Origin of the sequence: Streptococcus suis YS161 (assembly GCF_002760245.1) — a bacterium.
Classification (GTDB): Bacteria; Bacillota; Bacilli; order Lactobacillales; family Streptococcaceae; genus Streptococcus; species Streptococcus suis_I.
In genome coordinates this window covers 36,873-61,206 of record NZ_ASCA01000006.1, presented here as the reverse complement: position 1 = coordinate 61,206, position 24,334 = coordinate 36,873, and the positions used below count along the sequence as shown (strand labels likewise).

The 24,334-nt window shown below is 41.6% G+C and carries 24 protein-coding genes and 2 pseudogenes; 23 read left to right on the top strand and 3 right to left on the bottom strand.

Going from position 1 to position 24,334, the window contains the following annotated elements:
• Window positions 1–223 precede the first annotated feature (223 nt).
• A pseudogene (locus SST111_RS12530) lies at window positions 224–533 on the bottom strand (IS30 family transposase); the annotation flags it as partial.
• 21 nt (window positions 534–554) lie between these two features.
• Entirely contained in the window at window positions 555–1,358 is an 804-nt protein-coding gene (locus tag SST111_RS00690; RefSeq protein ID WP_099809668.1) for a peptidylprolyl isomerase, read from the bottom strand.
• Window positions 1,359–1,501: 143 nt separating this feature from the next.
• Here SST111_RS00690 and SST111_RS00685 point away from each other — a divergent pair, with 143 nt between their 5' ends.
• The 10 genes from SST111_RS00685 to gloA2 all read left to right on the top strand — a co-directional run bounded on the left by SST111_RS00685 (window position 1,502) and on the right by gloA2 (window position 12,106).
• Complete coding sequence (locus SST111_RS00685) at window positions 1,502–1,855, top strand: DUF2500 domain-containing protein (protein ID WP_099809667.1); 354 nt, start codon at window positions 1,502–1,504, stop codon at window positions 1,853–1,855.
• A gap of 84 nt (window positions 1,856–1,939) precedes the next feature.
• Window positions 1,940–2,317 (top strand): glyoxalase/bleomycin resistance/extradiol dioxygenase family protein, encoded by a 378-nt coding sequence (locus SST111_RS00680; protein ID WP_002935876.1) that lies wholly within the window; start codon window positions 1,940–1,942, stop codon window positions 2,315–2,317.
• Entirely contained in the window at window positions 2,318–2,863 is a 546-nt protein-coding gene (locus SST111_RS00675) for a hypothetical protein (RefSeq protein ID WP_029179547.1), read from the top strand.
• Window positions 2,864–3,019: 156 nt separating this feature from the next.
• Window positions 3,020–4,006 (top strand): LacI family DNA-binding transcriptional regulator, encoded by a 987-nt coding sequence (locus tag SST111_RS00670; RefSeq protein WP_099809666.1) that lies wholly within the window; start codon window positions 3,020–3,022, stop codon window positions 4,004–4,006.
• A gap of 158 nt (window positions 4,007–4,164) precedes the next feature.
• Entirely contained in the window at window positions 4,165–5,085 is a 921-nt protein-coding gene (locus SST111_RS00665; protein WP_099809665.1) for an ABC transporter permease, read from the top strand.
• 9 nt (window positions 5,086–5,094) lie between these two features.
• Window positions 5,095–5,982, top strand: coding sequence for a carbohydrate ABC transporter permease (locus tag SST111_RS00660; protein ID WP_029179549.1), 888 nt, complete (start codon window positions 5,095–5,097; stop codon window positions 5,980–5,982).
• A gap of 254 nt (window positions 5,983–6,236) precedes the next feature.
• Window positions 6,237–7,847, top strand: a complete 1,611-nt coding sequence (locus SST111_RS00655) for an ABC transporter substrate-binding protein (protein ID WP_099809664.1) — start codon at window positions 6,237–6,239, stop codon at window positions 7,845–7,847.
• An 18-nt stretch (window positions 7,848–7,865) separates the two neighbouring features.
• Complete coding sequence (locus SST111_RS00650) at window positions 7,866–9,224, top strand: glycoside hydrolase family 32 protein (RefSeq protein WP_099809663.1); 1,359 nt, start codon at window positions 7,866–7,868, stop codon at window positions 9,222–9,224.
• A gap of 126 nt (window positions 9,225–9,350) precedes the next feature.
• The gene (locus SST111_RS00645; RefSeq protein ID WP_099809662.1) at window positions 9,351–11,720 is read left to right on the top strand and encodes an FtsK/SpoIIIE family DNA translocase; all 2,370 of its coding nucleotides are present in this window, start codon (window positions 9,351–9,353) and stop codon (window positions 11,718–11,720) included.
• Window positions 11,720–12,106 carry an SMU1112c/YaeR family gloxylase I-like metalloprotein gene (gloA2, locus tag SST111_RS00640; RefSeq protein ID WP_043025401.1) on the top strand — a complete coding sequence of 129 codons (387 nt, stop codon included), beginning with the start codon at window positions 11,720–11,722 and terminating at the stop codon, window positions 12,104–12,106. The genes SST111_RS00645 and gloA2 overlap by 1 nt, the downstream gene beginning before the upstream one ends.
• Before the next feature lie 200 nt (window positions 12,107–12,306).
• Here the strand turns inward: gloA2 and SST111_RS00635 are convergent, their stop codons facing one another.
• A complete protein-coding gene (locus tag SST111_RS00635; protein ID WP_004194874.1) occupies window positions 12,307–12,675 on the bottom strand; it encodes a DUF3397 domain-containing protein in 369 nt (122 codons plus the stop codon).
• 154 nt (window positions 12,676–12,829) lie between these two features.
• Between SST111_RS00635 and rplK the strand changes: the two genes are divergently transcribed.
• From rplK to SST111_RS00565, 13 genes and pseudogenes are all read left to right on the top strand, one after another.
• Window positions 12,830–13,255, top strand: coding sequence for a 50S ribosomal protein L11 (gene rplK / locus SST111_RS00630; RefSeq protein ID WP_002935890.1), 426 nt, complete (start codon window positions 12,830–12,832; stop codon window positions 13,253–13,255).
• 43 nt (window positions 13,256–13,298) lie between these two features.
• Window positions 13,299–13,988 (top strand): 50S ribosomal protein L1, encoded by a 690-nt coding sequence (gene rplA / locus SST111_RS00625; RefSeq protein ID WP_004194879.1) that lies wholly within the window; start codon window positions 13,299–13,301, stop codon window positions 13,986–13,988.
• Window positions 13,989–14,082: 94 nt separating this feature from the next.
• Entirely contained in the window at window positions 14,083–14,370 is a 288-nt protein-coding gene (locus SST111_RS00620; RefSeq protein WP_099809661.1) for a hypothetical protein, read from the top strand.
• A 5-nt stretch (window positions 14,371–14,375) separates the two neighbouring features.
• Entirely contained in the window at window positions 14,376–15,164 is a 789-nt protein-coding gene (yghU, locus tag SST111_RS00615) for a glutathione-dependent disulfide-bond oxidoreductase (protein ID WP_099809660.1), read from the top strand.
• 247 nt (window positions 15,165–15,411) lie between these two features.
• Window positions 15,412–17,052: a putative polysaccharide biosynthesis protein gene (locus SST111_RS00605; protein ID WP_099809659.1), complete on the top strand. Its 1,641-nt coding sequence runs from the start codon at window positions 15,412–15,414 to the stop codon at window positions 17,050–17,052.
• Between the two features lie 166 nt (window positions 17,053–17,218).
• Window positions 17,219–17,953: a UMP kinase gene (gene pyrH, locus SST111_RS00600; protein WP_180274005.1), complete on the top strand. Its 735-nt coding sequence runs from the start codon at window positions 17,219–17,221 to the stop codon at window positions 17,951–17,953.
• Between the two features lie 27 nt (window positions 17,954–17,980).
• Window positions 17,981–18,538 (top strand): ribosome recycling factor, encoded by a 558-nt coding sequence (gene frr, locus SST111_RS00595; protein ID WP_009910199.1) that lies wholly within the window; start codon window positions 17,981–17,983, stop codon window positions 18,536–18,538.
• Window positions 18,539–18,669: 131 nt separating this feature from the next.
• A complete protein-coding gene (gene cvfB / locus SST111_RS00590; RefSeq protein WP_029188659.1) occupies window positions 18,670–19,524 on the top strand; it encodes an RNA-binding virulence regulatory protein CvfB in 855 nt (284 codons plus the stop codon).
• A gap of 9 nt (window positions 19,525–19,533) precedes the next feature.
• Entirely contained in the window at window positions 19,534–20,454 is a 921-nt protein-coding gene (locus tag SST111_RS00585) for a 2-dehydropantoate 2-reductase (RefSeq protein ID WP_099809657.1), read from the top strand.
• A gap of 9 nt (window positions 20,455–20,463) precedes the next feature.
• A pseudogene (locus SST111_RS12525) lies at window positions 20,464–20,905 on the top strand (DUF1801 domain-containing protein).
• Between the two features lie 5 nt (window positions 20,906–20,910).
• The gene (locus SST111_RS00575) at window positions 20,911–21,126 is read left to right on the top strand and encodes a YozE family protein (RefSeq protein WP_009910192.1); all 216 of its coding nucleotides are present in this window, start codon (window positions 20,911–20,913) and stop codon (window positions 21,124–21,126) included.
• A 78-nt stretch (window positions 21,127–21,204) separates the two neighbouring features.
• Window positions 21,205–22,227 carry a PhoH family protein gene (locus SST111_RS00570; RefSeq protein ID WP_099809656.1) on the top strand — a complete coding sequence of 341 codons (1,023 nt, stop codon included), beginning with the start codon at window positions 21,205–21,207 and terminating at the stop codon, window positions 22,225–22,227.
• A gap of 60 nt (window positions 22,228–22,287) precedes the next feature.
• Entirely contained in the window at window positions 22,288–24,303 is a 2,016-nt protein-coding gene (locus SST111_RS00565; RefSeq protein ID WP_099809655.1) for a M13 family metallopeptidase, read from the top strand.
• Window positions 24,304–24,334: the final 31 nt, after the last annotated feature.

Sequence of the window (24,334 nt, the reverse complement as noted above, 5' to 3'; positions counted from 1 at the left end):
CAAAAAAGAGGCTGGACATAAGTCCAACCTCGCTTCTTAGAATTCGCGTCAACATCTCATCGTAGTGGTTGATTAGCTTTAACAGTCTGAGGGAGTGAAACAGTTCAGTGAACTATTTCAGCTCAACTACTTGAAATAAAGGCTTGTTGACGAACTCTTTATTGAGCAGTCAATTTCGTTCCCGCTCCTTTAATTATTTATTATAAATAACTGAATTATCAAATCAGGTTAGACTTTTTAAGTAGCTGAGAAAGACTTGGTAATGTGTTTGATAATTCCTAGAAAATCCTCTGTTTCGCCTTGAAAGGTCATTTGAATGTTCATTGAGACCTCATTTCCCAGGGAAAGCCTTGGTCTGTAAAGAAAATATTAAAGTCATGTACATTCGAAATAGGTATTCAGGTAGAGAATTCTTTCCCACAATCAAAGGTTATCGTCTTAGAGAGAGGATTGAGGACTTGAGATAACCACTAATTGATGGAAGCTTCAATATCACTTGACTTTCGTCCATTGCTTTTTAGTGTGATGATGGCGTTCTATGTCTAGCTAGTATACTATTTTACGTAATCTTTCAGAATTTCAATAGACTCAATTTTTACATCTGTTTTAGGTTTATCGCTATTGTCTGTTTCGACTGAAGCAATTTTATCTACGACGTCCATCCCTTCAATGACTTGACCAAATACGGTATGCTTGCCATCTAAGTTTGGATTGCCTCCGTTTTTATAAGCGTCAATGATTTTACCAGGATAGCTAGAACTAGAGAGTTGGCTAGACATGTCTGTTGTATTTTGATTGATGAAAAACTGACTTCCATTTGTTCCCGCGCCAGCGTTTGCCATAGAAAGTGAGCCACGAATGTTATAAAGGAAAGCTGAAATCTCGTCTTTAAAACCATTCCCAGCATCGATAGTAGTATCTTTTCCGGCCCAGATAGACTCTCCACCAGTACCATTTCCAAGAGGATCGCCACCTTGAATCATGAAATCCTTAATGACACGATGGAAGATCGTTCCATTATAGTATCCTTCCTTCGCATGAGTCAGAAAGTTTTCTACAGTTAGTGGTGCTTGCTCGGGGAAGAGTTTTATAGTGATGTCGCCTTCGGTTGTTTTTATTTTAACAGCAGCCTCATTTTCACCAATTTCATTGGAAAGTTGGGGGAATGTAGCTCTGGGATTGTTAATGGCGTATGCCAAATCTTTGGCATATTGGCTAGAAGCAGTTGTATCAGCTGTCGTAGTCGAGCTTGAACTAGAGCTAGACGCTGTAGAAGATGGGCTGTTAGCTGTCGAGTTGTTTGTGCAGGCAGTTAGCAAGATGCTCGATGCTAGAGCAAGAGCTAGTATTTTTTTCATTGAAATTCCTTTCTTGTCTTGTTCAAAATTATGCTCATTCTACCATGAAATATGGATTTTTTCAATTTTTATCTAGTATAAAAAGTGTATCCAATTCAACAATATGATATACTATATTTACAAATGTAAAAAGGAGAATAATGATGTTTGAGAACTTGTTTGCCCCAGATGGAAGCCTAGTATGGCATACGGTCCTTTTCTACAGTTTTTCCGCGATCATATTAGCGACGGTTTGTTTCCATATTATTAAAAATTTTATGGAATGGCACCATAACAATCAGGCCCCAAAAGAATCCTACAGGGCCAAGCTTGTCTCAAAACGAACTCATGTTTTTGGTAACGAAGTAGCACGAACCAATTATTATGTAACGTTTGAATGGGAGGGAAGACGGCAGGAGTTCCGTGTACGCTCGGACGAGTATGCCCTCTTGGCAGAGGGAGATGTAGGCACCCTGCATTTTCAGGGGACTCGTTTCCTAGGTTTTGAACGGCTCTAAGAGTCGTTTTTCTTTGGAGAATATCTCTATCTAGTGTATAATGGTTTGAACACATGTTCGTACAACGCAAAAGAGGTATTTAAGATGATTCAATCAATCGGACAAGTTATGTTATATGTGAATGATATTGAGGCTTCAGCTCAATTTTGGAAAGAGAAAATGGGATTTGAACGTGTAGAAAAACAAGTGCAAGGCCCCCAAACTTCTTACATTATTGCACCTAAATCAGATAGTGAGGTACAATTTGTACTTCATGATAAGGCAGAGGTTGCTGAAATGGAGCCAGAATTAAACTTAGGTACACCATCAATCTTAATGACATCAGTAGATGTAGCCAAAACTTACGAAGAACTTGTTGAACGTGGTGTCACAACGAATCCAGTCATGGACCTTGGTTTCATGAAGGTAATTAGCTTTGCAGACAATGATGGAAATTATTACGCAATTCGTGAGGTAAAGTAAATGTCACTCCAGAATCGTGTTGAAGAAATGTATAAAGCCCACGAGGTCAAACCCTATATCTCCCCCGAGCGTGACCTAGCGACCTGGCTCTTAGAAGCCAAGCCTGTTCCCAAACGCAATATGGTTCGGCTAGAAGAAGGAATTTTGCCGGGAGATATTATTTTGCTATGGCGGATTAGCCTGGGTTCTTTTGAAACGACGACACCCTACTCAAAATATTTCGAGTATATGTATGGCATCAATGGTCCTGCTCACATGGAGCAGTTGATCGCAGACGGTTATGTCTATGTGGAGTCAGCATTTGATTCGCTGGACCACATCACCTCCACTGCTAAGAAAAATATCCTCAAAGCAGAGGGTGTGACAGGCCTGTCCAAGATGAAGGCGGCAGACCTCGACACTGCCCTCAAGGATAACTTGACGGAAGAAAAGTTAGCTCCATACTTTACCGTCCGAGGTTATGCCCTGACGGAAAAAGGCAGAGCTACACTCGATAATCACCCAGAAGTGCTTGCAAAACACCCAATGAAGAAGATGTACAAATAAAATAGAAAAGATTTTTAAACGGCACCTAAAAGTTAGAATCATTCTAGCTTTTTGGGTGTTTTTATGTGCTAACAAGTCAATTTTTCTTGACAGAAAACGCTATCAATGATATTCTAGTGTAAATTATTGAAACGTTTCAAAAGAAAGGGGTAAACAATGGAAGATCAAAAATCAATCACCATGAAAGATGTAGCTCGAGTTGCAGGGGTCAGTGTTGGTACGGTTTCTCGAGTTATTAATAAGGAACCAGGTATTAAGGAAAGCACACTTGAAAAAGTTCAGGCTGCCATTCAGGAATTAAATTACATCCCAGATGTTTATGCCCGTGGGATGAAAAAGAACAGGACGGAAACCATTGCCTTGATTATTCCGACAGTCTGGCATCCATTTTTTGGAGAGTTTGCCTACCATGTCGAAGTAGCCCTGAGCAAGAAAAACTACAAGCTCTTGCTCTGTAATATCTCAGGCCCCAAGCGCGAACTGGACTACCTAACCATGCTCCAGCAAAATAAGGTTGACGGAATTATTGCCATTACCTACAGTCCAATCGAGGATTACTTATCTTCTAACATCCCATTCGTCAGTATCGACCGCACCTATGAAAACAAGGCTATCCCTTGTGTCAGCTCGGACAACCAAGCTGGTGCGGAACTGGTAGCGGATACCTTGATTGCAAAAGGAGGTCGACATTTTGCCTTTATCGGTGGGCACAATAAAACTATCAATGAAACCAAGAAGCGCAGATTGTATTTTGAAAAGCGGATTGTAGAGGCAGGTTTTCCTTGTCAGATCTTGGACTTGGAAGAGCCATATGATGACTTTGTCGATCAAGTCGAAGCCTTTTTGCTTAAAAATCCACAGGTTGACGCCATTTTCACCATCAATGATTTTGTAGCCCTAGATACTCTTGCTGTCTTGGAAAAACTGGGACGACGGGTTCCAGAAGATGTGCAGGTGATCGGCTATGATGGTATTCAGTTGGCAAGTGAACGCTCTTTAGAACTTTCCACCATTCGTCAACCTTTGGAGTCTATGGCTCAGGAAGCCGTTGCCTGTCTAATTGATATTATTGAGAAAAGAGAGCGCCTCCTACAAGTCATTCTACCGATTTCCTATCTTGAAGGAAAAACGACAAAAAATTAAAAATAGGGATTGACAGAAAACGGTTACAATGATAAAATAAAATCATCAATAAACAGTTGGTTTTATTTTTACAAGAAAAATGAAACGTTTCAAAAAAACGGAGGGTTAGACCTCTTTCTAAAATCAATAAATTTGAAACGTTTCAAAAAGGAGTTCTTATGAAAACATCAAAACTGCAACAAGCTAGTCTATTCGATAGAATCAAGCAACAGAAACTCTTGTTACTGATGTTACTACCAGGCTTGGTCTTGACTTTCATCTTCCGTTACATTCCTATGTACGGAGTACTGATTGCCTTTAAAGACTACAATCCCTTAAAAGGGGTGCTTGGTAGCGAGTGGATTGGGTTTGAAGAGTTTACCAAGTTTCTCTCTTCTCCAAATTTCGGCACCTTACTTGCCAACACCTTGAAATTGAGTGTCTACGGTCTGCTCTTAGGATTTCTTCCACCAATTATTTTGGCCATCATGCTCAATCAATTATTGAGCGATAAGGCTAAAAAACGGATTCAATTGGTACTGTATGCTCCAAACTTTATCTCAGTCGTTGTCATCGTCGGTATGATTTTCCTCTTCTTCTCAGTAGGAGGACCAGTCAACTCAATCCTTGGTCTATTTGGTATTGAAGCCAACTTCCTGACAGACCCAGACTTCTTCAGACCGCTCTATATCTTAAGTGGTATCTGGCAGGGAATGGGCTGGGCATCAACTCTCTACACGGCTACCTTGGTCAATGTTGATCCAGCCTTGATTGAAGCGGCTAAGCTAGACGGTGCAAATATTTTCCAACGTATCTGGCATATTGACTTGCCTGCATTAAAACCAGTCATGGTCATTCAGTTTATCTTAGCAGCTGGGGGCATCATGAACGTTGGTTACGAAAAAGCCTTCCTGATGCAGACCTCCCTCAACCTAACCAGTTCTGAAATCATTTCAACCTATGTCTATAAAATCGGTTTGGTGTCAGGTGACTACTCTTATTCAACAGCGGTTGGCTTATTTAACGCACTTATCAATATTATCCTGCTGATTGCAGTCAATAAGATTGTCCAACGCATTAACGACGGACAAGGCTTATAGGAGGTTCGTATGAATACACAAATGTACACAAAATTTGACAAGCGAATGCTGGTTGTCAATAAAATCTTGCTGGCATTTCTTGTTCTCATAACAGTTGTGCCTATGGTCTATATCTTAGTCGCTTCCTTCATGGATCCGCAGGCTTTGGTCAGCAAGGGCATTAGCTTTGATCCAAAGGACTGGACAGTAGAAGGTTACCAACGGGTATTTTCAGACAAGTCTATCCTACGCGGATTTTTTAACTCACTCTTTTATTCATTCTCCTTTGCCTTTGTGACTGTAGCCATTTCAGTCATGACTGCCTATCCACTCTCTAAAAAAGATTTGGTTGGGAAAAAATGGATCAATGCCTTTCTGGTTTTCACCATGTTCTTCGGTGGTGGACTTGTTCCGACCTATCTCTTGGTTAAAGATTTGGGAATGTTGAACACTGTCTGGGCCATTATTATCCCTGGTGCAGTCAATGTTTGGAATATCATCTTGGCACGGACCTATTTCCAAGGCTTGCCGGATGAGTTGGTAGAAGCAGCCGTTATGGACGGTGCCAATGAATTTCAGATTTTCTGGAAAATCATGATTCCACTAGCTAAGCCAATTATGTTTGTACTCTTCCTCTATGCCTTTGTCGGTCAATGGAATTCTTACTTTGATGCCATGATTTACATCAAGGATCCAGACTTAGAGCCACTCCAACTAGTACTTCGTAAAATCCTCATTCAAAGCGAGCCTGCTAAGGACATGATCGGTGCTCAGGCTGCCATGAATGAAATGAAACGCATCGCAGAAATGATTAAGTATGCGACCATTGTCATCTCTAGCTTGCCACTCATTGTCATGTATCCATTCTTCCAGAAATACTTTGATAAGGGTATTATGGCTGGTTCATTAAAAGGTTAATAAATATCTTTCGTTTTCTCTTTTCTTACGTCGACGAAAGAGGAAACTTCGTTTCCTTATCTCCAGCTTCAAATAATCAGGTATTATTTGAACTCGCTATGCCGTACTTCAGTACAGTCTTCAGCTTTTTGATAGGAACGTAGTTCCCTCTATTTCCCACCTCAAAAGGTTCTCAAAACCTTTTGAGCTAGTAATAAAAGGAAACTGAAAGATATTCTAAAAAATCAATTTACAAATATAGGAGGTTGTTTCTGATGAAACACAAATTTGGAAAAACAGTTGTTACGCTTCTAGCAAGTACCGTTTTGTTGGCTGCTTGTGGCTCAAAAAATACTGCATCAAGCCCTGATTATGAATTGAAAAATGTTCAATTCCCGCTGGAGAAATCAGTTACGCTTAAGTTTATGACAGCTAGCTCCCCTCTAGCTCCAGCTGATCCTAATGATAAGTTGATTTTCCAACGTCTTGAGGAAGAAACTGGCGTTCATATTGATTGGACCAACTACCAATCTGACTTTGGTGAAAAGCGGAACTTGGACATTGCTTCAGGTGATTTGCCAGACGCCATCCATAATGACGGTGCTTCCGATGTGGAATTGATGAACTGGGCAAAACAAGGTGTTATTGTACCAGTTGAAGACTTGATTGATGAGCATATGCCAAACCTCAAGAAAATTTTGGATGAAAATCCAGAGTACCGTTCCATGATTACAGCACCAGACGGACATATCTACTCATTCCCATGGATTGAAGAATTGGGCGAAGGTAAGGAGTCTATCCATACTGTTAGCGATATTGCTTGGATTAACAAAGAGTGGTTGAACAAACTCGGTCTTGAAATGCCCAAAACAACGGACGACTTGATTAAGGTCCTTGAAGCCTTCAAGACCAAGGATCCAAACGGAAACGGCAAGGCGGATGAAATTCCAATGGGCTTTATCAATGGTGGAGGAAATGAGGACTTCAAAATTCTTTTTGGTGCATTCGGTGTCGGTGATAATGATGACCACTTAGTTGTCAGCAATGACGGAACTGTTGACTTCACAGCGGACAATGAAGACTACAAAGAAGGTGTTGAATTTATGCGTACCCTTCAAGAAAAAGGTCTTCTAGATCCTGAAGCGTTTGAACAAGATTGGAACACTTACATCTCTAAAGGAAGCGAAAATCTCTATGGTGTTTACTTCACTTGGGACAAGGCAAATATCACTGGTATGAATGATACCTATGACATCTTGCCAGTCTTGGCGGGTCCTGATGGAACCAAGCACATTACTCGTACAAACGGTATGGGCTTCCAACGTGACCGCATGGTCATCACATCAGCCAATAAAAACTTGGAATTAACTGCCAAGTGGATTGATGCCCAATACGCTCCGATCCAATCAGTTCAAAACAACTGGGGTACTTATGGAGATGAAACACAGCAAAATATCTTTGAACTTGACACAGCAACGAACAGCTTGAAACACCTACCATTGAACGGTACAGCTCCAGGCGAATTGCGTCAGAAGACAGAAGTTGGTGGACCGTTGGCTATTCTTGACGAATACTACGGTACAGTGACCACCATGCCAGATGATGCTAAATGGCGTTTGGACTTGATGCACGAAACCTATCTTGACTATGTGACCAACGATGATATTTACCCTCGTGTCTTCATGGAACAAGAAGATTTGGATAAGATTGCTCAAGTTGAAGCAGATATGAACGACTTCATCTACCGCAAACGTGCAGAATGGATTGTCAACGGCGGTATCGAAGAAGAGTGGGATAGCTATTTGAAAGAATTGGAAAGCTACGGTCTGTCTGACTGGTTAGCTATCAAGCAAAAATACTACGATCAGTACAAAGAAAATCAGTAATCAAAAAGGAGGCTGCCTGTGAAAACAGTTGAAAAAGCCAATGCATATATTCAAGCAGAAAAAGTAACCCTTGATCTGACATTTAGACCAGAGCGTCATTTTGTTCCAGAAATTGGCTGGATCAATGACCCGAATGGCTTTGTCTATTTCAGAGGAGAATACCACCTCTTTTATCAATTCAATCCCTATGAAAGTGTTTGGGGGCCAATGCATTGGGGCCACGCTAAAAGTAAGGACCTGGTCAACTGGGAACATCTTCCAGTTGCCCTTGCTCCCGACAAGGGCTACGATAAGGATGGCTGTTTCTCGGGCTCTGCTATTGTCAAAGACGATGCCCTCTGGCTTATGTACACGGGTCATATCGTCGATGAAGATGGCTCTGTCAGACAGGTGCAGAACATGGCCTATTCGACAGACGGGATTCACTTTGAAAAAATCGCACAGAATCCTGTTGCGACGGAGGAACTTCTACCAGAAGAAGTCATCGCCAATGATTTTCGTGATCCGAAAATTTTCGAGAGAGACGGTCGTTACTATTCTGTTGTAGCAACCAAGCATAAAGACGGTGTCGGCTGTATAGTCCTACTAGGCTCTGACGATTTGCTGGACTGGCAATTTGAGTCTATCTTCTTAAAAGGCCAAGCCCACCAAGGTCATGTTTGGGAATGTCCTGATTACTTTGAAGTAGATGGGCAAGAGTACCTGATTGTTTCACCGATGCGCTATCAAAAAGTAGATAATGACTTTGTCAATATCAATTCCAATATCTTTGTGACTGGTCATGTGGACTGGGACAAGAAAGTCTTTGTGGCAGATTCCTTCAAAGAAATCGACCATGGGCATGATTTCTATGCAGCTCAAACGACTGAAGGTCCAGAAGGGGAACGTGTCATGATTGCCTGGATGCACACCTGGGGTCGCAAGTTGGTGACCAATGACCTAGGCCATAAGTGGTACGGTCAGATGACCCTTCCACGCATTCTCAAGAAGACTGAAAACGGATTGCACCAAGTTCTGCCAACAAGTGTCTTGGAAGCCTTCAAGGATATTGAAATTGGACAAAGCATCCAAGGTCCAAGCAAGTTCTCTCTTAAACTATCAGGCAGTTTGGAGTTGATACTTGGAACTGACCAAGATTACCTACAATTTGGTTACGATAAGGAAAGCCAAGAAGTCTATATTGATCGTAGTCACCTCAAAATCCAGCAAGCTGGTGAGGAGGAATGGTCAACGGTTCGCCGAGCAGTTACTGTAAAAGCGACAGACTTGTTGGTCTTGGTTGACACCAACTGTGTAGAAATCTTTATTAACGACGGTCAAGAAACCTTGACATCAACCTTCTACGTAGAAGGTCAGATTATTCTAAACGCTCTATAATATTATTTGCCCTCTTAAATTATTCTTTCACTCCAAGAGAAGTCCTGTATAATGCAGGGCTTTTTCTGATATGAAAAATATTCTCAATTATGATAAAATAAAGAGATTGAGAAAGTTGAGGATTTTATGGCAAAAACGAGTAAAAAAGGAAAGGCTACGAGGCGACCAACCAAGGCAGAATTAGCACAGCAAGAACGTGTTAAAAATATCACCCTTCGAGTATTGGGGCTTTTATTCATTGTCTTTGCAGCCAGTCGCTTAGGTGTGTTTGGAGTGACCAGCTACAATATTTTCCGACTATTATTTGGTAGTTTGGCCTATCTATTATTGGCGGGTGCATTTATCTACCTTCTTATTCCCAAAGTCTTACGCGAAAGAGAAGGGACCATATCGGGCTTCTGGCTGATTGTTATCGGGTTATTGATTGAATTTCAGGCTTACTTAGACTGGACCTATCAAGGGAGTGACTTATTCGGTCATACTCTAAAATTGGCCTTGTCAGACCTAGCTAAGTTTCAGGTAACAGCATTTCTAGGCGGAGGGATGATTGGAAGTATCTTCTATCTGCCAGTCTCTTTCCTCTTTGCAAATGTCGGTTCCTTCTTCATCGGTCTTCTAGTGATAGCATTTGGTATCTTTTTTGTAAGCCCATGGTCTGTTTATGATGTTGCCGATGGCTTGGCGGTTGTCAAAGATAAGTTGGCGGAGACGCAGGTAAAAAGAGCAGAGCTTCGAACACAGAAGAAAGCAGAACGAGAAGAAAAACGTCAGCAAGAATTAGCTCGTCTAGAAGAGGAACGCCTTCGTCTAGAGGAAGAGGAAGAGTCAGCTCGGGCTTTGGCACTGGTAGATAGACATGTCGATTTAGAAACGGGTGAAATCCTCGAAGAAGAGCCTGTTCAAGTACCGATTATTTCAGAATATGACCACTTAGACATAGAAGATGAATTTCCAATTATGTTGGTAGAAGATGACCAACCAGCACAATCAAACTCGGCAAGCCAGGCTTCTGAACCAAATGAGTTTGAGAAGGACGAGACAGATGTGCAGATTGATTTCAAGCCTAAGCAGAGACTAGCATATAAACTTCCGTCCATAGACTTATTTGCTCCTATAAAAGCTAAGAGTCAGTCCAATGAAAAACGAATTGTTCGTCAGAATATTAAAGTTTTAGAAGACACCTTTGCCAGTTTTGGAATCAAGGTAGTAGTTGAGCGAGCTGAGATTGGACCATCGGTAACCAAGTATGAAGTCAAACCAGCAGTCGGCGTCCGTGTCAATCGGATTTCTAACCTAGCTGATGATTTGGCTCTAGCCCTTGCGGCTAAAGATGTCCGTATTGAAGCTCCTATCCCGGGAAAATCTCTGGTCGGTATTGAAGTTCCAAACTCCGAAGTGGCTACAGTACCTTTCCGTGAGCTCTGGGAACAATCTAAAACAGACCCAGACAAGCTTTTGGAAATTCCTCTCGGTAAGGCTGTCAATGGTTCCGTCCGTTCCTTTAACCTAGCACGTATGCCCCATCTATTGGTGGCTGGTTCAACTGGTTCAGGGAAGTCTGTTGCTGTCAACGGTATCATCTCTTCAATTCTCATGAAAGCTGGTCCAGACCAAGTTAAGTTCATGATGATTGACCCCAAAATGGTCGAATTATCGGTCTATAATGATATTCCCCACCTATTGATTCCCGTTGTGACCAACCCACGCAAGGCTGCTCGAGCTCTTCAAAAAGTAGTGGATGAAATGGAGAAACGCTATGAGTTGTTTAGCCAGATTGGTGTCCGAAACTTAGAAGGTTATAATGCGAAGGTCGAAGAATTTAATAGCCGTTCAGAAGAAAAACAGATTCCACTTCCTCTCATTGTGGTAATCGTAGATGAGTTGGCAGACTTGATGATGGTAGCCAGCAAGGAAGTGGAAGATGCCATTATTCGCTTGGGACAGAAGGCTCGTGCAGCAGGTATCCACATGATTCTTGCTACCCAGCGACCATCTGTTGATGTTATTTCAGGTTTGATTAAAGCCAATGTCCCATCTCGTATCGCCTTTGCCGTATCAAGCGGTACAGATAGTCGGACGATTCTAGATGAAAACGGTGCTGAAAAACTCTTGGGTCGCGGTGACATGCTCTTTAAACCGATTGATGAAAACCATCCAGTCCGCTTGCAAGGTTCCTTTATATCCGATGATGATGTAGAAGCAATAGTTGGCTTTATCAAGGATCAGGCAGATGCAGATTATGATGAATCCTTTGATCCAGGTGAAGTGGCAGAAGGTGATGGCGATGCAGGTTTTGGTGATGCTGGAGGAGATCCACTTTTCAACGAAGCACGTGCCTTGGTAGTTGAGACACAAAAAGCCAGCGCCTCTATGATTCAACGACGCTTGTCTGTTGGTTTTAACAGGGCAACACGCCTCATGGAAGAGCTAGAAGCAGCGGGTGTCATTGGACCAGCTGAAGGAACAAAACCTAGAAAGGTATTGGAAACACAATAATGAAATTTGAAGCAGTCCATCATATTGCAATTATCGGTAGTGACTATGACAAAACAAGAGAATTTTATGTTGAGAAACTAGGCTTTGAACAGGTGGATGAACATATCCGACCAGAAAAAAATGATATTCTCTTTAATGTCAAAAAAGGCAATCTGATCTTGGAAATCTTCATCAAACCAGATGCGCCAATGCGTCCTGCCATGCCCAATCCTGAACATACAGGTCTACGCCATCTAGCCTTCCAGGTTGCAGATGTGGAGGCTTGCCTGGAAGAGTTTGACCGTTTGGGCATTCGACACGAAGCCCTGCGAACAGATGATTTTGATGGTAAAAAAATGGCCTTCTTCTTTGATCCAGATGGCCTCCCTCTAGAAATTCATGAATAAGTCCATCTTTTCATGCCCAGAGAGGCCTATCAATATGACGACTAATTAATACTCTTAGAAAATCAAAATCATACGCTGTTGACTTGATGAACGTCAGTTCTATCTGCATCTACGTCGCCTTGTCTGATTTAGTATAAAAAGAATCCCCACTGCGCCTGCAACGGGGATTTATTATGCCATCTATGAAAGGATGGATGATTTTAGGATTTTAAAGTGAAGACCGCAATAACTAAAGCTAGATACATCAAAAAGGTCAAGATAAAACTAGCTCGCCAGAAAACCTTGAAGAAACGTCGATATAAAAAATTCTTTTTCTTTAAAAGGAAGAAACCGCAAAGACCAATCGCTAGTAGTGAGAGGGCTAGGACAAGCTGAGGCAGTAGACTGTTATAGTAGGCCTTGTCCGAAATCAGATAAAATTCAATTGCATAGAGAGGAAAAGCAATGTCTGCAAAGTTCCAGCCTCGGTTTTGCAACCTAAAAAACTTGACAGCAATTATCGAAATGGCCAAGGTTAGAAAGATGAATAGAAAGGCTACTATTTTTAAAAATATAATCGATTCGAACATACATTCATTCTATAAAAAATGTGAAAAAAAGTAAACCTAAAGCTTGCATTTCTTTGAAATTCGTGTATAATGAAAAGGTATGTGTAAAACACATATTTGTGGGAGGTAAAAATCTTTAATTACCGCCAAAACCACAATAGGAGGATTTTATATCATGGCTAAAAAAGTCGAAAAACTCGTAAAACTTCAAATTCCTGCAGGTAAAGCTACTCCAGCTCCACCAGTCGGTCCAGCACTTGGTCAAGCAGGTATCAACATCATGGGATTCACAAAAGAGTTTAACGCTCGTACAGCTGACCAAGCTGGTATGATCATCCCAGTAGTTATCTCTGTGTATGAAGATAAATCATTCACTTTCATCACTAAAACACCACCAGCTGCTGTTCTTTTGAAAAAAGCTGCAGGTGTTGAAAAAGGTTCAGGTACACCAAACAAAACTAAAGTTGCAACAGTTACTCGTGCACAAGTACAAGAAATTGCTGAAACTAAAATGCCTGACTTGAACGCTGCATCTCTTGAAGCTGCAATGCGTATGATCGAAGGTACTGCTCGTTCTATGGGATTCACTGTTACTGACTAATAAGTAGCACCCAAGATTATCTGATTACAAGGAGACATATAACATGGCTAAAAAAAGCAAAAACTTGCGTGCTGCTCTTGAAAAAATCGACAGCACAAAACTTTACAGCGTAGAAGAAGCTGTTGCTCTTGCAAAAGAAACTAACTTCGCTAAATTTGATGCGTCAGTTGAAGTTGCTTACAACTTGAACATCGACGTACGTAAAGCTGATCAACAAATCCGTGGTGCAATGGTATTGCCAAACGGTACTGGTAAAACTTCACGCGTTCTTGTTTTCGCACGTGGTGCTAAAGCAGAAGAAGCAAAAGCTGCTGGTGCAGACTTTGTTGGTGAAGACGACCTCGTTGCTAAAATCAACGGTGGTTGGTTGGACTTCGACGTTGTTATCGCAACTCCAGATATGATGGCTGTTGTTGGACGTCTTGGTCGTGTACTTGGTCCACGTAACTTGATGCCAAACCCTAAAACTGGTACAGTAACTATGGATGTTGCTAAAGCAGTTGAAGAGTCTAAAGGTGGTAAAATCACTTACCGTGCTGACAAAGCAGGTATCGTACAAGCTCTTATCGGTAAAGTATCATTTGACGCTGACAAACTCGTTGAAAACTTCAAAGCTTTCCACGATGTAATGGCTAAAGCTAAACCAGCTACAGCTAAAGGTACTTACATGACTTCAGTATCTATTACAACAACACAAGGTGTTGGTATTAAAGTTGATCCTAACTCACTTTAATTAATAGAAAGATTGTCTTAGGGCAATCTTTTTTAGTTGACATTCAATAAAACAAACTCTATAATATATGTAAAAAGTGATTGAGGAGGCAACTATGAAGGCGACCTGTAAAGAATTTTATAGTCATCTTTCGGCGGTTTATCAGCTACCAGAAGATGCTATCACATCCGTTTTGCGTGAAAAGGTTTTTGAAACTGCCAAAGAGCTTGGACAAGCTGACAATCTCTACTTGCTTGCTGATCGATTGGGACGCTATGTTACTGCAGAGCTGACAGCCTTGACTTGCCATGCACCAAAAGAGTTGGTTCAGCTTTCTCTTTACATTCAACAACTTCAAAATCACTATCGGATAGCTAGTTTTATCCCAGGAAAGGTAGAATAAAAAAGATGACAGAATACACGAAACCACTCGTTTGGAAGTGGGAAGATGAAAATGACAATCGTTCAGGCAATCGTCCAACAGCAGGGAGTCGCTTTGAACATAAATTACCAAAAGGTGACAAGCCCCTCCAAGTTTATTCCTTGGGAACACCTAACGGTATTAAAGTTGCTATTATGTTGGAGGAGTTGAAAGAGTTAGGTATTTCGGAAGCTGATTATGACCTCTTTCTCATCAATATCGGTCAAGGAGACCAATTTGGCTCCGATTTTGTTGCCATCAACCCCAACTCCAAAATACCAGCTATGGTTGATTATTCGGAGAAGGAGCCAGTTCGGGTCTTTGAATCTGCCAACATTCTCTACTACTTGGCAGAAAAGTTTGAGGCCTTCCTACCAAAAGCTTGGGCAGAGCGGACAGAGGTTCTTAACTGGCTCTTCTGGCAAACTGGCGCCGCTCCATTTGTTGGTGGAGGATTTGGACATTTCTTCCATTACGCTCCGACAGCGCAAGAATATCCGATTAATCGCTATACAATGGAAACTAAGCGTCAGCTGGATCTCTTGGATCAGCTATTGGCGACAAGAGAATATATAGCTGGAAATACCTATACCATCGCAGATATTGCTATTTGGTCTTGGTATGGTCGCTTGGTTCAAGGAGAACTATATTCAGGTTCGGCAGAATTTTTAGATGTTGATTCTTACAAGCATCTAAAGTCCTGGGTAGAGAAAATAGCCCAACGCCCAGCTGTACAACGAGGGTTGACAGTGAGATATCATTCAATTGATAATTAATTGACTTGCCCACCTTATGGGTGGGTTTTTCTTTTACTTTGGTATGATAAAAGTTTATAATGAAAGAGTTAGACTTTGTGAAAATCCAAAAATAGAAATTAATACTCAATGAAAATCAAAATCAGACTAGGCGACGTAGATGCAGATAGAACTGAAGTTCATCAAATCAAGTCAACAACGTCTGATTTTGATTTTCGAAGAGTATGAGTTTTTCCTATCTTATATTTACATAGAAAGTAATAGAAAAATGTCCGAAAAAGTTGAAATGCAGCAGTCCAAAGAACAGGCGACAATGGCTAGAGGCTTGGCTTGGTTGACTGCTGGAAATATTCTTAGTCGCCTGCTTGGTGTTGCCTATGTTATTCCCTGGTATATTTGGTTAGGGGAATATCGAGCTGAAGCCAATGCCCTCTTTAGTATGGGGTATCAAATCTATGCCAACTTCTTATTGATTTCAACAGCTGGTCTTCCGACAGCTATTGCCAAACAAGTAGCTAAATACAATGTCTTGGGTAAAGAAGAGGTGTCACTCTACTTGGTCAGAGAATTCTTCAAGCTCATGCTGGTCTTTGGAGCTGTCTTTGCAGGGGTCATGTATCTAAGTGCTCCGTGGTTGGCAGACGCATCGGGGTCGAAGGAAAAGTTACTTCCAGTCATGTATAGTCTAGTCCCGCCTCTCTTTATCTTCCCAGCCATGAGTATCTTGCGTGGTTTTTTCCAAGGTCGGCACGATATGAAGCCCTATGCGATCAGTCAGCTTGCAGAGCAGCTGGTACGGGTTATCTGGATACTGGCAGCAACATTTATGATTATGAAGTTGGGTAGCGGTGACTATCTTGAAGCAGTTGTCCAATCTACCTTTGCAGCTTTTGTCGGTATGATTGCTAGTGTTGGGATTTTAGTTTATACTTTATGGAAGCAAGGTTACCTTGGTAAGTTGCTTCATGCTAAGAAACAAAAGATTTCTTTGGATACAGGTCAACTTATTAAGGAAACTGTTCGAGATGCGATTCCAATTATCATTTTAGGTCTAACGATTCAATTATTGCAGTTTATTGACCAAGTCACATTTATTCGTGTTATGGAAAGAATTACGAATTACAGTAATTCGGAACTTTTGGAACTTTATTCATATATGGCTGCCAATCCAAGTAAGATTACGATGATGATTATTGGGATTTCACTGAGTTTGGGAAGTGTTGCTATTCCATTGATTACAGAGAAATTTGTCAAGAAAGATTTGAAGGCGGCGTCTCATTTAGTGGCGGATAATCTACAATTACTCTTTATATTTACTATACCGGCAATTGTTGGAACAGTCCTGTTAGCTGGGCCACTCTATACGATTTTTTACGGACCGTCAGAGCCTATCGCCATTACTCTATTCATTTGGAACTTATTTTTAATTTTACCTCTGGGACTATATTCTGTCATTAGTGTGGTCATTCAAGCGATATTTGAAAATAGAAGAGCCATTTATTATTTCTTGATTGGGATGCTAGTGAAAATCGTTTTACAAGTACCAATGATCTATGTCTTTAAGGTATATGGTAGCTTTATCTCAACGATATTTGGGTTGGGAATTATGCTGTACCTCTTCTATAGACGAATTGACAAGGTTCTGCATATTGATGAAAGACTAGTGATAAAAGATATTGCGACCATTAGTTGGATTTCTATCGTAATGGGACTCATTGTATGGGGGATTGAATTTGTCTTGAATCTTATCCTTCCAGCAAATGGCTATGTATCTAGCTTTATCCACTTGGCTGTTGCAGGTGGAGCAGGTATGCTTGTTTTTGTCATCTTGACATTGAAGACTCGTCAGCTAGATCGTTTAATTGGAAGTCGGGCTCAGAGTTTACGGAGGAAATTGCGCCTAGGATAGTTTGTTTTAAAAATCTCTATTTTCTACTATTGAAAAGCTGGGAAAAAGAGGCGTTTTAGAATGTGAGAAGGAAAGCTCGTTGAAGATTTTCCTTTTTTCTTAGAGATTTCAGTATAAAAAAAACGGTTTTTGTGGTAGAATAGTAGGGATAAAATAGAGGAGAGAGATGATGAAACCTAAATACGAACGTATTCTAATCAAACTATCTGGTGAAGCCTTGGCAGGTGAACGTGGTGTGGGTATTGATATCCAAACAGTTCAAGAAATGGCTAAGGAGATTCAAGAAGTAGCAGAATCTGGTGTTCAAATTGCGCTTGTTATCGGCGGAGGAAACCTATGGCGTGGTGAGCCAGCTGCTGAAGCTGGAATGGATCGTGTTCAGGCAGACTATACTGGTATGCTTGGTACGGTGATGAACGCTCTTGTAATGGCTGATTCCCTCAAACAACTGGGTGTGGATACACGTGTTCAAACAGCTATTGCCATGCAATCTGTTGCAGAACCTTATATCCGTGGTCGTGCCCTTCGTCACCTTGAAAAAGGTCGCATTGTCATCTTTGGTGCTGGGATTGGTTCACCCTACTTCTCAACAGATACAACTGCAGCCCTGCGTGCAGCAGAAATTGAAGCCGATGCCATTTTGATGGCTAAAAATGGTGTAGATGGCGTCTACAATGCTGATCCGAAGAAAGATGCCAATGCGGTTAAATTCAATGAATTGACCCACCGTGAAGTGATTAGTCGTGGTTTGAAAATCATGGATGCGACGGCATCAACTCTCTCAATGGACAATGATATTGATTTGGTCGTGTTCAATATGAATGAACCAGGAAATATTAAACGTGTTGTCTTCGGTGAGCCAATCGGTACTACCGTTTCAAATTCTTCAGAAGAAAAATAAAAGATAAAAAATAAAGAAGGAAGTCTTATGTCTAAAGAAATTATTGCTAAAGCGCAAGAGCGCATGAACCAATCTCATCAGAGTTTGGCACGTGAATTCAGCCACATTCGTGCTGGCCGTGCCAATGCTAGTTTGTTGGACCGTATTTCAGTTGAGTACTACGGTTCTCCAACGCCATTGAACCAGTTGGCTGGTATTACAGTGCCAGAAGCGCGTGTTCTTTTGATTACTCCGTTTGATAAGTCAATCTTGAAGGATATTGAGCGTGCTTTGAACGCTTCAGATCTTGGTTTGACACCGCAATCTGACGGTACTGTTATCCGTTTGGTTATTCCTGCCCTTACAGAGGAAACTCGTAAGAACTTGGCGAAAGATGTGAAAAAAGTCGGTGAAAATTCGAAAGTTGCCATCCGTAATATCCGTCGTGATGCCATGGATGAAGCTAAAAAAGCTGAAAAAGCAAAAGAAATCACAGAAGACGAGTTGAAGACGCTTGAAAAAGATATTCAAAAAGTAACAGATGATGCTATCAAGACAATTGATAAAATGACTGCCGACAAAGAAAAAGAATTGTTGGAAGTTTAATCAACACGTTTTTAGACTACAAAAATAGATCATCACTGGGCTGTCTAACTTCCAGTGGTGAACCAATAAGAAATCTAATGGGGGAAGTTAGACAAGACTTCCCCCACTTTTTAATCAGAAAGAAGAAAATCATGAATGATTTATTAGCACAGTATATAGTTGGTTTAGTGACTGACGAAAACGATCAGTTTTACTTTGTCCAAAAAGAGGGTAGAACCTTTGCTCTTTCTAAGGATGAAGGAGAACATAGTCTAGGTCAATCTGTTAAAGGATTTGCCTATACCGATATGAAACAAAAACTCCGTTTGACAACTAAGGAAGTTGGGGCGAGTCGTATCGGCTTTGGTTGGGGAACTGTCACAGAGGTACGTAAGGATTTGGGTGTCTTTGTGGATACAGGTCTACCAGACAAGCAAGTGGTTGTTTCCTTGGACATTTTGCCTGAAATCAAGGAACTCTGGCCGAAAAAAGGGGATCAGTTGTACGTCAAATTAGACGTCGATAAGAAGGACCGCATTTGGGCTCTGCCAGCTTTTCAGGAAGATTTTCAGAAAATGGCTGGACCTGCTTATGACAATATGCAAAACCAAAATCTGCGAGCGATTGTCTATCGTTTGAAAATGAATGGTACTTTTGTTTATTTGCCAGACAACAACATGCTTGGTTTTATCCATCCGAGCGAACGCTTTGCGGAACCGCGTCTGGGTCAGGTTTTGGAGGCGCGTGTCATCGGCTACCGTGCAGTTGATCGGACATTGAACTTGTCTCTCAAGCCACGTTCATTTGAGATGCTGGAAAATGATGCCCAGATGATATTGACTTATCTGGAAAGCAATGGAGGTTTCATGACCTTGAACGATAAGTCTGCTCCGGAAGACATCAAGGCCACCTTTGGTATTTCCAAAGGGCAATTCAAAAAAGCTCTTGGTGGTTTGATGAAGGCTGGAAAAATTAAACAGGATTCTTTTGGAACAGAGTTGGTCTAGGGGGCGTCTATGCTAGTATATATTGCTGGTAGTGGGGCAATGGGTTGTCGTTTTGGTTATCAATTGTCTAAGACAAATCATGAAGTGATTTTGCTGGATAATTGGGAAGAGCATATCGAGGTAATTCGAGAAAACGGCTTGAAAGTGACTGGAGATGTAGAGGAAACTGTACATTTACCCATCATGAAACCGGCCGAAGCAACGAGAGAAGCAGATTTTATCATTCTATTGACAAAGGCTGATCAGTTGCCAAAGATGTTGCGGGATATTAAACCGATTATCGGTCCAACTACCAAGGTTTTGAGTCTCTTGAATGGTTTGGGGCATGCGACGACCATGCGTCGGTACGTGCCAGATGAAAGTATCATGGTTGGGGTGACCATGTGGTTGGCGGGACTAAAGGGTCCTGGACATGCTCACTTAGAAGGTCCGGGTTCTATCTCCGTTCAGCATATTCTTGGTGATGAGCAATCAGTTGCGGATATTATTGAAATGCTGAATGAAGCTGGGCTAAATGTGACCTATGACAATCATGTTGTCAGTGCTATTTGGCAGAAAGCCTGTGTTAATGGTGTGATGAATCCAACTTGTACCATTTTAGACTGTACAATTGGTGAATTATTCGGTACGGAGGCTGGCCTGAATTTGGTGCAAGGTATTTTCAAGGAATTTATCGCCGTTGCCAAGTCTGAGGCAGATGGAATTGACGAAGAAGCTATTTGGAAATATGTTATTGATGCTTCTAAGAAGGCTTCCAATCACTATCCATCTATGCACCAGGATTTGGTCCAACATGGTCGAAAGACAGAAATTGATTATCTGAATGGAGCGGTTGTTTTTAAGGGCAAACGTGCAGGTATCCCTACGCCATACTGTCAGATGATAACGGACATGATTCATGCCAAAGAGAGTATGTTGGGGTTGAGATAGGAGAAAGTCATGCTGATTGAAGTGGAAACGATTGAAGAATATATGGCTGCCAATCGGAAGGAAGCGGTTGAACGGCTCCATCAAGTGATTGTGGAACAGTTACCAGCTGGTTTTGAAATAGGCATCTTGGGAGGTATGATTAACTATTATGTGCCGCTTGCTGCCTACCCCGATGGTTATCATTGCACACCGGGAGAGCCCCTGCCTTTCCTTGCCTTGGCATCACAAAAGGCACACATCGTACCACATGGGAATCTATATGGACCAAGAATTGAATGATTGGTTCTTTGCTGCTTATCAAGCACAGGTACCTACCAAACTGGATATGGGCAAGTCCTGTATTCGTATGAAAAATCCCAAGAATATTCCTTATGAATTGATTGGGGATTTAGTTAGTAAGATGTCTATGGAGCGCTATATAGAGCTCTACGAAAAAAATCATAGAAAGTAGATGTAGTGAGAAGAAGTTTTTATTCTTGGTTGATGACCCAGCGCAACCCGAAAAGTAATGAACCAGTAGCTATCTTGGCAGATTATGCCTTTGATGAGTCTGATTTTCCTAAGCAATCAGATAATTTTGATGAAGTCAGTCGTTTTTTGGAGGAATCAGCCAGCTTTGCCTTTTCCATGTCTGATTTTGATGCGATTTGGGAAGATTATTTGGGACATTGATGGATAAAATAGTACAAAATAGCCTTGTTTGGGCTATTTTTGTTATAATAGAGAAAAGCACAGGAAAAGGAGCAACTCTTGCTAGAACATTCGATTGATATTCACTTAAAACATCCAGATGATCTATTTAGCCTTTTTGGGTCCAATGAACGCCATCTGAGATTGATGGAACAGGAACTAGGTGTGGTTATTCATGCACGGACGGAAAAAGTTCAAGTGATTGGGCAAGAAGAGCATGTCGAACAGGCTCGTTTGGTTATCCAGTCCCTATTGGTTTTGGTCAATCGGGGCTTGATCATCAATACGCCTGATGTGGTCACGGCTATTTCTATGGTCAAAAATGATGAGATTGAGAAATTCGTTGCCCTCTACGAAGAAGAAATTATCAAGGACAACTACGGCAAACCCATTCGCGTAAAGACCCTTGGTCAAAAACTCTATGTAGACAGCGTAAAGCGTCATGATATCGTGTTTGGAATTGGTCCTGCTGGTACAGGGAAGACCTTCTTAGCGGTTACACTAGCGGTTACAGCCCTCAAGCGGGGACAGGTCAAGCGCATTGTCCTAACCCGTCCTGCGGTGGAAGCAGGCGAAAGTTTAGGCTTTTTACCAGGGGACTTAAAAGAAAAAGTAGATCCTTATTTGCGCCCGGTCTATGATGCCCTCTACCAGATTTTGGGCAAGGAGCAGACCACGCGCCTAATGGAGCGCGAGATTATCGAGATTGCACCGCTGGCCTATATGCGGGGGCGGACGCTGGAAGATGCCTTTGTTATCTTGGATGAGGCACAAAACACCACCATTATGCAGATGAAGATGTTCCTGACCCGTCTGGGCTTTAACTCCAAGATGATTGTCAATGGAGACATTAGCCAGATTGACCTGCCACGCAAGGTTAAGTCAGGCCTGATTGATGCGACGGAGAAGTTGAGTAAGATTCCACAGATTGATTTCGTGCATTTTTCAGCCAAGGATGTGGTTCGCCATCCAGTCGTTGCCCAGATTATTAACGCTTACGAGCAGGAGGCTCTGGCTGCGGATGGTCGAGCAAGTTTTGAGACGATTGGGGAGCTGAAGAAAGAGCAAGATGCGGAGGAGTAATTATTTTCTGCATCTTTGTCTGTCGAAATAGTTTGTGGAAAACAAATGAGGGAGTGACGCGTGATAAAACAAGGTCTACTGAGATTGGTTTTGCTTGGTTTTAGCTGTCTCTTAGCTGCCTGTGGTGGTCAGAAAATAAGAGATGACCAAACACAAGTTGAAAAAGCAGAACCGACTATCCAAACTAATTTTTATCAAGCCATAAACAAGGACTGGTTAAATGGTGGCTGGTTATCAAGTGGTACACCATTCTACAATGAGTTTACAAGATTGCAAATGGAAGTAGATGAGCAATTAAAATCGGATTTTGACAAAATGGTAGCTGGTCAGCTAGAGCCTCAGTCTGAGGATTTAGTAGAATTTATCAAGTTGTATCAGCAAGGTCTTGATTTTACCAAAAGGGAAGAAGATGGTGTCAGAGTAGCTAGAATGATACTGGATGAAATGATGGGAATTACTTCGTTTTCCGAGCTGAAATCGCTTAGTCAAGATTGGATTCGTAAGGACTATCCATTGCCCTATGGTCTTGATGTGATTGCCAATCCACGAAACACATCTGAAAGAATGCTAATTTTGCTACCACCTCAGACGATTCTACCTGATAAGTCTTACTATGAAGACAGGACTGTTCGTGAGAAACTCATGGATTCTTACCGTATATCTGCGAGACATATTTTGGAAAAATGTGGCTACTCAGACGAGGAGGCCACTGCTTTGGTTGAAGGTGCCATTGCTTTTGACAATCGACTCGTTGACACTCTACCAGCTAGCGAGAATGTGCATAGTGATTGGGGACCTGTGAACGCAGAAGAACTTAGAACATTTTCAGAGGTTAAAAACTACTCTCCAGCTTTATCGATTGGAGAACAATTAGTAGGACTGGTGGGCTTGGAACCGGGGGAAGTTTATGTTTCTAATCCAAGCTATTTTGAACAATTATCCCAATTTATCAAGGAAGAAAATTTCTCAGAATATCGATCATGGGCTTTGGTTAGCCAAGCAATGAAGTTGGCTCCCTATTTGACTGGGGAAATCATGCAGACAGCAGGGAGATTTCATGCAGAAGTCCAAGGAGTTTCAGCCTCCTATCCAAATGATTACATGACTTATCTGGATGTGACTGGAATGTTCAAGGAAAGCTTGGGTGTTTATTATGGTCATAACTATGCCGATGAAACGGACTTACTTGCCATTCAGGAAATGGCTGAGGCAATCTCTAGGACTTATCAAGAAAGGATTCTAGCCAATAAATGGCTCAGTCAAGCCACCAAGCAAGCTGCAATTAAAAAATTAGAAAATATCACTTATCATATCGGCTATCCAAGGGAGTTGAGCGACTGGACCAAGTCATTAAAGGTGCGTGAAGACTTGTCTTATATTGAAAATGTTTTGGCTATTACGATTCAAGCTAGAACAGGAGTTTTCGAGCGTTATAGTCAGCCAATAGATAGACAAACTTGGGCTAGCAATGTATCGGCAAGTGAAGTAACAGCCGCCTATGCTCCTAGTCAGAATGCTATTTATATTCCGGCGGCTATTTTACAAGCTCCCTATTATGACAAAAATCAATCTGTAGCCGAGAATTATGGCGGGATTGGTAAAATTATCGCTCATGAGTTTGTTCATGCCTTTGATGCCACAGGAGCAAATTTTGATGAGACTGGTAGTCTAAAAGACTGGTGGATAGAGCGAGATAGACTAGCGTTTGAAGAAAAAAATCAAGCCCTAGTAGACTTGTTTGATGGTCTGGAAGTTTATGGTGGTAGAATAAATGGGCAACAGACTCTATCTGAAAATCTTGCGGATTTGGGAGGAATACAGATTGCCTTGGCTACGCTCAAAAAAGAAGAACCGTCAGCTAATCTAAAAGAATTTTTTGAGCACTATGCTCGTAGCCGTCGAGAAATAGTTGCGGTTGATTATGGCCGTTATCAACTTCAGGTAGACACACATTCTCCTGAGGAATTTCGGGTCAATCTCCAATTACAGCAAATAGATGATTTTTATAAAGTCTACCATATTCAAGAAGGTGACCCAATGTATAGGGCACCCGAAGAGAGACTGGATATGTGGTAAATTACAACCTGCCTGGTTCAATCTGAACTAG